At 71.9% G+C, this 8323-nt stretch carries 6 protein-coding genes; 1 reads left to right on the top strand and 5 read right to left on the bottom strand.

Annotation, left to right across the window (positions count from 1 at the left end; genetic code table 11):
- Positions 1 to 430: 430 nt before the first annotated feature.
- From SACSA_RS0107920 to SACSA_RS0107900, 5 genes are all read right to left on the bottom strand, one after another.
- Positions 431 to 1690 (bottom strand): helix-turn-helix domain-containing protein, encoded by a 1260-nt coding sequence (locus SACSA_RS0107920; protein WP_019814856.1) that lies wholly within the window; start codon positions 1688 to 1690, stop codon positions 431 to 433.
- A gap of 124 nt (positions 1691 to 1814) precedes the next feature.
- Positions 1815 to 2090, bottom strand: coding sequence for a hypothetical protein (locus SACSA_RS25885; protein ID WP_198008996.1), 276 nt, complete (start codon positions 2088 to 2090; stop codon positions 1815 to 1817).
- 65 nt (positions 2091 to 2155) lie between these two features.
- Positions 2156 to 3364: a hypothetical protein gene (locus tag SACSA_RS0107910; protein WP_019814852.1), complete on the bottom strand. Its 1209-nt coding sequence runs from the start codon at positions 3362 to 3364 to the stop codon at positions 2156 to 2158.
- Positions 3365 to 3775: 411 nt separating this feature from the next.
- Positions 3776 to 5134 (bottom strand): GGDEF domain-containing protein, encoded by a 1359-nt coding sequence (locus SACSA_RS0107905; RefSeq protein ID WP_019814850.1) that lies wholly within the window; start codon positions 5132 to 5134, stop codon positions 3776 to 3778.
- A gap of 296 nt (positions 5135 to 5430) precedes the next feature.
- Positions 5431 to 6651, bottom strand: coding sequence for an MFS transporter (locus SACSA_RS0107900; protein ID WP_048876555.1), 1221 nt, complete (start codon positions 6649 to 6651; stop codon positions 5431 to 5433).
- A 248-nt stretch (positions 6652 to 6899) separates the two neighbouring features.
- Between SACSA_RS0107900 and SACSA_RS0107895 the strand changes: the two genes are divergently transcribed.
- On the top strand, positions 6900 to 8323 hold a 1424-nt coding region (locus SACSA_RS0107895), incomplete at its 3' end, for an MDR family MFS transporter (RefSeq protein ID WP_019814846.1).

The following is an 8323-nucleotide window of genomic DNA, read 5'->3' as shown; positions in this document are numbered from 1 at the left end:
CGCGTGGCCAACCGGTCCGCCTCGAGCCCGGCGGCGCCGCTGCGCACGTCGGCCTCGTCCCAGCCCAGCTCGGCGGCCAGGTCGGCGACGCTCCAGCGCACGCGGCCGAGCATGGTTCTGTACAGTACGTCGGCCCGCTCGTCGAGCCCGATCCAGAGCTTGCTCACGATGTCACTACCTCTCGGTGCTGTGCCGATCAGTGCGAATTCCTTACTGAAGTCATCAGGATCGTAGAGCGGTTTTGACAAATCGGTCAACGAAGTGGTCAGCGTTACCGGACCCTGCAAGCGTGGTTGCGCGAGGCGGATTCCCCGCGCACACGCACAACTGGACGACTGGAAGGACGCGAGGACGACCGCGTGACGACGAAGTCTGCGTTTACTTCAGTAAACAACACGGTGGCGGGCGGGTAACACCCTCAAGGGCCCGCTCAGCGCGACCGCACCTCGTCGAGCTCACGCCACACGCGCGTGGCCAGACGGAACTGGGACAGCTCCTCGGCCAGCGCGGCGGCCGAGCGGAGCTCGACGACCGCCCGCTCGGTGTCGCCGAGCAGGGCGTGCGCGCGGCCGAGAGCGATCCGGAGCCGGACACGTTCGGCATCGGCGAGGTCGGCGGTGACCGCCTCGCCGAGCTCCACCGCGCGCGCGGGCTGACCGGCCGCCACGGCATGGCGCACCTCAAGCACCGCGATGGGACCGTCCTCCCCCGGCAGCGACACCATGTCGAGCGCCGTCCTGGCCACTCGCAGGTACTGCGCGACCTCGTCGAGGTCGCCTCCGGCGTCGAGCAGCGTCGAGGCGGCGGCCCGGGAGAAGCGGGCCCACTCCTGCAACGGCGTGGCCGGTGTCCCGAGCATCGCCTTGGCCTGCCGGATGTGCTCACCGGCGCGCTCGGACCACCCGAGGTAGGCACAGGCCACCCCCGCGGCCCAGTGCGCCCGGCCGCGCACGCCGTCCCGGCCGATGCCGTCCGCGACGGCGAGAATCCGCTCGACCAGGCCGGGGACCTCGGTCAGCTCGCCGTACTCACAGCGGACGGAGAGCAGGACACCGAGCAGGCGCACGTGCTCGGAGGTGCCCTCGAGCTGCGTGCCGGTGATGCGGTCGCGCACCCGCTCCGCCGCCTCGATCGCCTCGGCGGGCCGGTCCGTGTCGCGCGCGGCCGACGCCCGCTCGATCTCGACCTTCACCTCCAGCTCGGGAAGCTCCGAGCGAGCGGCCTGGTCGGCGAGCTCGCCCAGCAGGTCGTAGCGTTCCTGCGGGCGGCCGCGCGCGCCGAGGATCTCCTGCAGCGCCAGGCCGTACTCCAAGGCGCGCACGGCGGGACCGCCGTCACGTGCCGCCCGGTACGCCTGTTCGTACCGGGCCTCGGCCTCGGGAAGGTCACCGTAGTCGAGCGAGCTGCGGGCGATCAGCTGGTTGACCAGGCGGCTCGCCTCCTGGGCACCGTCGGTGGCGTTCCGCGCGGGCAGACCCGCCCCCACCAGGGCGTCGGTCGACACACCCAGCGCCTCGGCGAGCTGGACCACCACCTCAAGCGTGGGCACGCGCGCGCCCGACTCCAGCAACGAGATGTAACTCGGGTTGACCGCGTCCCCGGCGACGTCCCGCTGGGACAGCCCTCGTTTCCGGCGCAGCCGCTTCAGCCGCTGCCCGAAGTCGGGCTGGTGGACGAGGCCGACGTTCATCCCCGGGAATCTCCTTACCGCGCTCTGCCGAGGTCAAGCTCTCATTAACTTTAGTCAACGCGCGGTTGTCCCCCGAGTAGGGTCGCGTCAACGCGACGCGGGTGAAGCGCGTGCCACCTCCCGGTCACCGGACCGTCCCGGCGCGGTGGGCGGCCGCCTCCGTCCCGCCCGGGACCGGGGACGGGAACGGCCAGTCACCACCGTGAACGGGACCGGTCGCACCCACGGACGCGTCCTCGGCGGTCCGGGGACCGGTGCGCGACTCCCGTGCCGTGAGCCTCGGCGGAGCGATCACCGTGCCGCCCCGCCTCCCGAGATCCACGGCGCGGCGCACGCGCCCGGAACACCCGGCCCGTGGGAGGAACCGTCCGTAGCCGTGCGACAACTTTACTGTAGTCATGAGACGTTTGTAAGCCACCCGACCGGGGGAGACAAGCGCGCTGCCCGTCCAGGAAACGACCCTTGTCAGAGCCCGGGAAGCGGCGTCCGCGTTGACGGTTCGAGTGTCAGCGCGCCGGCCCGCACCCGCCCGGGGACCGACCGGGTGCCGAGCTGCGGCATCCCAGGCCGGGACGGGGCGAACTCGACCGCCCCGATCGTCTGGAGCGCGCGGACGGCCCGGTCCAGGTCGTCAACAGCCGCCGTGGCCAGCCCGCGTTCGTGCCGGGTGAGCATGCGCCCGAGTTCGTCGAGGTGCCTGCCGTCCAGCCTCCGCCAGAGGCGCAGCATCGCTTCGGAGACTTCGAACGTGCCGCTCGGCCCCGACAGGGTGTGGCCGTCGGCGTAACGCACGGGGGCGAAGTAGGGACTGCGGCGGGGACCGCCGGTGGGCTCGGCGGCCACGGTGTGCACCGGGGGCTCGGCGTCGGCGTCCCAGCCCTCCACCACGGCCCACGACAGCAGCATGTTGGCGGCGAGGAGACGCTCGTCGACGAGGCGGCGCACCCGGGCCGGATCCGCCGCGCCCGACAGCGAAACGGGACAGCCGAACAACCGGGTCAGCCGTTCCCGGCACTCCCGCTCCATCGGGGCCCGCGCGAGCCTGCGCAGCAGGAACTTCCGGCCGAAGTGCAGGTCGCCCCGCGCGCACAGAACCGCCTCGCACGCGGCCACGAGCGCGGCCTCGGAGAGGCTGTGCGCGGTGTGGAGATCGCCGGAGATGAGCGCGCCGAACGCCTCGCGTGCCGAAGCCGCTCCGAGGCCGGCGTGCCGCGCGATGAGCAGCTCGCGCAAGACCGACGGGCGCAGGGCGTCGAGCCGGTGCCGCCACTCCAGCGAGGCGTGCAGCACCCGTCCCGTCGCGAGGTTGACGAGCTCGCCGAGGTCCTCCCACGACGCACCGGCCTGGGGGTGCCGGGCATCGCTCAACCGGAACGTCTGCGCCAGCCCGAGCAGCTCGTGGGCCGCACAGGACTGGACCACTCGGACCCGCACCGCCACGCCACCCCGGTCGACGACCTGGCCGTCCGTCGCGGGCAGCGTCCCGATCGCGCCCAGCTCCACGGGCGAGGTGATGTGCCCGAGCCCCGCGGCGAGGCTCCCCCCGACGAACGCGAGCCCGACCCGGCACGGGCCGCCCAGGTCCCGCTCCAGCACGTCCCGGGCGGCCGCGAGCTGCGGCTCCGAGAACGTGACATCGGGTACCGGCCCGTGCGCGAGACCGCTCGCAGCCATGCCCGTCTTCCTCCCTCCACCGACGTCAGAAAAGTCCCACCTGTTGGACCTCTCGCGCCGGTGGACGGTTCCCGGTCTCGTACTTTCGGATGGTCCTGACCTGAAGTGGTTTCACGTTCGCCCCAGCTTCCCGTACGTTGCGCGCTCGGCCGCCATAGTCTGCACAACGGCGCGCGCGAATGCCATGCCCCGCCACTCGGGGTGATTCCGCCGTGACACCATCCTTACCCGACGGCGACGGGTCCGCCGCCGCCCGGGGCGGGCACACAACGCACCGACGGCACGACGCGGCGTAGGCATACAGAGTCGTGCCGCCAACCCGGCCGGGGGGCCACGGACACGCGGAACCGGCGTCCGGGTCCGGAGTGGACGGACAACCCGGACGGAGAGTGGTGCCTTCCGGGTCGGGGCCTACCGCGCCGGAGCCGCGCTGTCCTCGCGGGTGTTCGCGAGCCGCACCCGGTTGCGCCCGTCCTCCTTGGCCAGGTACACGGCCCTGTCCGCGGCCATGAGCGCCTCGTCGAGCGTCAGCCCGCCGCCCGCGGGCGCCAACGCGGCCCCGATGGAGACCGTCACCCCGACCCGTTCCCCGGCCGCCGCGGAGCCTGCCGCCGAGGAGTCCGACGGGGTCGGCGACGCCGGGGAGGCCGTTTCGACCGTGAGCCTGCCGATGCGGCGGCGGATTCGCTCGGCGATGTCGACCAGCGCGTCGGCGTCGTCGACGTCCGGAAGCACGACCGTCAGTTCCTCACCACCCCAGCGGCAACACGTGTCCTGGCGCCGGACCTCGTCGGCGAGCTCGCGCGACACCGCCGTCAGGACCCGGTCGCCGACCAGGTGCCCGTGGGTGTCGTTGACCTGTTTGAAGCGGTCGATGTCGAGGATGAGCACGCCCACTCCCCTGCTGTCGCGGCGCGCGGCCTCGAACGCCCGTTCGGCCACCAGTCGCCACCACTTGACACTCGACAGCCCCGTTTTCGCGTCGGTGCGGCTCTCGGTCTGGTACTGGTGCAACAGCACGCCGCGATGCATCACGACCACGGTCAGCACCACCGCGCCGAGCACGACCGGGTTGGCCACCAGCACCGTCGCCGCCACCAGGCCGAGTCCCATCGAACCCGCCTCCAGCATCTGCTGTGAGAAGCCGGTGAACAGGTCCTTGACCGGCCTGTCCGGCGACGACAGCGCCAGCACGCCCATCACGAGCCCGCAGTTGAGCAGCCACCGCACGGCGCAGGCCAGGACGATGACCACGAGGTCGACCACGCCGGGGAGGGTGTGCGCCTCGGGCAGCCCCGGATACGGGTCGATTCCGACGGACAGGACCGCCACGGCCGCCTGGGTACCGAGCAACACCGTGGCGCAGCCGAAGACCCAGCGGTGCGGCATCGGACGCCGGTCCGGCCAGATGCGCGCCCACGCGAGCACATAGGTCAGCACCACCATGGCCGTCGCCAGCACCGGTGGCAGAACCAGCACGGCCGCGGTGGACCAGATGCCCTTGGTGTCGACGTAGGCGACGGCGTGGTGCCGCAGGTACTCGCGTTGCCGCTCGATCCGGCGCGTGAGCTCGATCGACACGGCCGCGCAGGCGGCCAGGACCGCGAACCGGACGAGGTCGTCCCGGCCGACCGGAACGAGGAACGCCGTCGCACAGCTCGCGACGACCGCCAGTGCGACGACCGCCACGACGTAGCGCCGGAGCGTTGCCGGTGTGGACCACAGCGACCACCCGCGGAACCAGTACCGGGGCCTGTTCACCACCGTCACAGCGCCGCCCCCTCCGTCTCGCCCGCCACCTTTCGAGTCACCGTAGGCGGGAACGGCGGTTTAGCGATGTTTTCGAGCGGCCACAGCACACGAAAGGCCTAATGCAGTACCGTCGCGCCTGGCCCGCCTTCAGCCACGGGCGTGGTCACGACCGAAGGGAGCGACCATGCACGGCGACCACGGGGCCTGACCCACGCGGCATGCCAGGGACGTGGCGCGACCCCGGTACCCCCGGACAGCCGAAAGGAGGGATCCCCATGCGTGACAACAACTGGTGACGACGGCGCGACCGTTACTCAGCCGACCGTGTCGGGTTCCGACGCGGCGGCACGGGACCACGCTGCCCAGGCGCCGACGGCGACGACGGACCCGATCGCGGCCACCACGGCGATGACCAGCGACGGAGAGGACGCCTGGGCGGCGAGCCCCCCGACGATGATCCCTGCGCCCTGAGCGGAGCGCAGGGACGCGATGGCGACACCGACCGCGTGGCCCCGTTGTTCGTCCGGGGCCTCGGCGACGAAGGTCGCCTGAGTGACGATGTCGTGCGCGCTCGCGGCACCGCTGGCCGTCCATAGCAGGACCACCACCAGTACGGGCGGCTGCCACCCGGTCGGCACCAGAACCAGGCTGCTCAGCACGGCCAGGGGGCCGAGCAGGGCCAGTCGCCGGTCCGGCGGGAGCCTCTTCAGCACAGCCATGCCGAGCACGGTGCCGATCGGGTTCGCGGCGAGCAGCCATCCGGCCGCGCTCGTTCCCGCGCCCAGCTCGTCGGCGGTCGGGACGGCGAGCCCCTCGGGGACGACGTAGAAACCGGACAGGCATGCGATCACCAGCAAGATCCGCAGCCGCCGGTGGCCGAGCACCAGCCGCCACCCGGCGATCACCGAATGACCCCTGCGCCGTCCCGCCGTGGTGTTGTCGGCAGCCGGGCGGTGTTCGGCGAGTCCCCACCTGATGATCAGTGCCGAGGCGACGAAGGTGACCGCGTCGGTCAGCAGGGCGCCCTGGTGGCCGAGCAGTGCCACGATACTGGCCCCCGCACCGAAGCCGAGCACGAGGGCGATCTGGTAGGTGATCGACATGAGCCCGATCCCCACGGTGAGCGCGTCGCCGCGCAGGATCGTCGGCAAAGTGGCCTGACGCGCGGCGGAGAACGGCGCGGCCAGAAGCTGCACACCGATCAGCAGAGCGACCTGCACACCGAGGTGCAGACCGGGCACGGCCATGCACGCGACCAGCGCCGCGCGCGCGAGGTCGGTGACCACCATGACCGTGCGGCGCGAGTACCGGTCGGCGATCCCGGCGAGCAGCGCTCCCCCGACCAGGTCGGGCACGTAGCTGACCGCGTAGGTCAGCGCGCTCAGCCCCGCCGAGGCGGTCCGGTCGTAGACCAGGACTGTCAGCGCGACGCGAGCGAGCTGGTCCCCCGCGACCGACAGCACGTGCGCCAGCCACAACCACCTGATCTCCCGAACCGCGAGCACCTCACGGTAAGTCACCGTCCGCTCTCCCATGGTCCCGTAGTGTGCCGAACCGACCGTGCCCACAGGGAGGGAACGCCGAAGATCGTCGCCCCCGGCCCCCGCCTCGGCGCGGCGAACGGGTGATCGGCACCTCGTCGGGCGCGTGGTTATTCCGTCGCCGACCCGGCCCGATCTTGGATAGGCTGGCCGGGTCCGGGTGACGCCCGCGCGCGCTCGCGCTGCCATCGGCGTCCCGGGCGACTCCACAGGGAACCGACTTCTGACAGAGGTATTTCTTCATGATCGATACCGCGGGCGCGGCCACGGCGGAAGCCGACGAGAGAGCCGCGCCGCCACGGGCGGGTCTGCTGATCGGGGTTCTGGTCGTCTCGGCCTTCGTGATGATCCTCAACGAGACGATCCTCAGCGTCGCCCTGCGCCACCTCAGCGTCGAACTGGGGGTGACGACCACGACGGTGCAGTGGCTGACCAGCGGATTCCTGCTGACGATGGCGGTGGTCATCCCGACAACGGGCTTCTTGCTCGAACGGTTCACACCACGCCAGATCTTTCTGGCCTCGCTGACGCTGTTCAGCCTGGGGACGCTGCTCAGCGCGCTGGCACCGGGATTCGGGGTACTGCTGACCGGCCGGGTGGTCCAGGCCTGTGGCACGGCGGTGATGATCCCGTTGCTGATGACCTCGGTGATGCGCCTGATCCCGCCCGAGCGGCGCGGCGCCACCATGGGCACGATCACCATCGTCATCGCCGTCGCCCCGGCGGTGGGCCCCACGATCGGCGGGGCGATGCTGTCCTCGCTGGGCTGGCGCTGGATGTTCTGGACGGTCCTCCCGCTGGCGCTGGCCGCGCTCGTGCTCGGGGCGGTCTGGCTGCGCCTGGACAGCACGACGCGGTCGGTGCCGCTGGACCTGCTGTCGGTGCTGCTGTCCGCACTGGGCTTCGGCGGCGTGCTCTACGGCCTGTCCACCATCGGTGAGTCCTCGGGCGGGGAGCACCTCGTGCCTCCGTGGGTACCGATCGTGCTCGGCGCACTCGCCCTCGCGGTGTTCGTCCTGCGCCAGACCCGGCTCCAGCGCCAGGACCGGGCCCTGCTCGACCTGCGCCCGTTCACCCACCGCAGCTTCTCCGTGGCGCTGGTGCTGGCCGCGCTGCTGTTCATGTGCCTGCTGGGCGCGGCGGCCATCCTGCTGCCGCTCTACCTGCAGACCGTGCTCGACACCGGCACGTTCGTCAGCGGGCTGGCCGTCCTGCCCGGCGGCCTGGTGCTCGGCCTCCTCGGACGCCCCGTGGGGGCCCTGTTCGACAAGGTGGGCGCGCGACCGCTGGTGATCCCGGGCGCCATCGCGATGGCGGCGTCGCTGTGGATGTTCACCACGCTGGGGGCGGACTCGTCGCTGGTGACGGTCATCGCCATCCACGTCGTGCTCATGGGCGGACTGGGACTGATGATGACCCCGTTGATGACCGAGGCGCTCTCCTCGCTGCCCGACCACCTCTACTCGCACGGCAGCGCCATCCTCGCCACGCTCCAGCAGCTCGCGGGCGCGCTCGGAACGGCCGTCTTCGTGACCGTCGCCGCCATGGGCAGCGGCGAGGGTTCGGCGGGCCCGGACGCCGAGGGCCTGCGCACGGCGTTCGTGGTGGCCGGGTGCATCGGCGTGCTCGCCGTGATCACCGCGCTGAACGTGCGCAAGCGCTCGCC

The organism is Saccharomonospora saliphila YIM 90502 (assembly GCF_000383795.1).
Lineage (GTDB): Bacteria > Actinomycetota > Actinomycetes > Mycobacteriales > Pseudonocardiaceae > Saccharomonospora > Saccharomonospora saliphila.
Note: the sequence above shows the minus strand (reverse complement) of the source record. Positions and strands in the feature narration are given on the sequence as shown.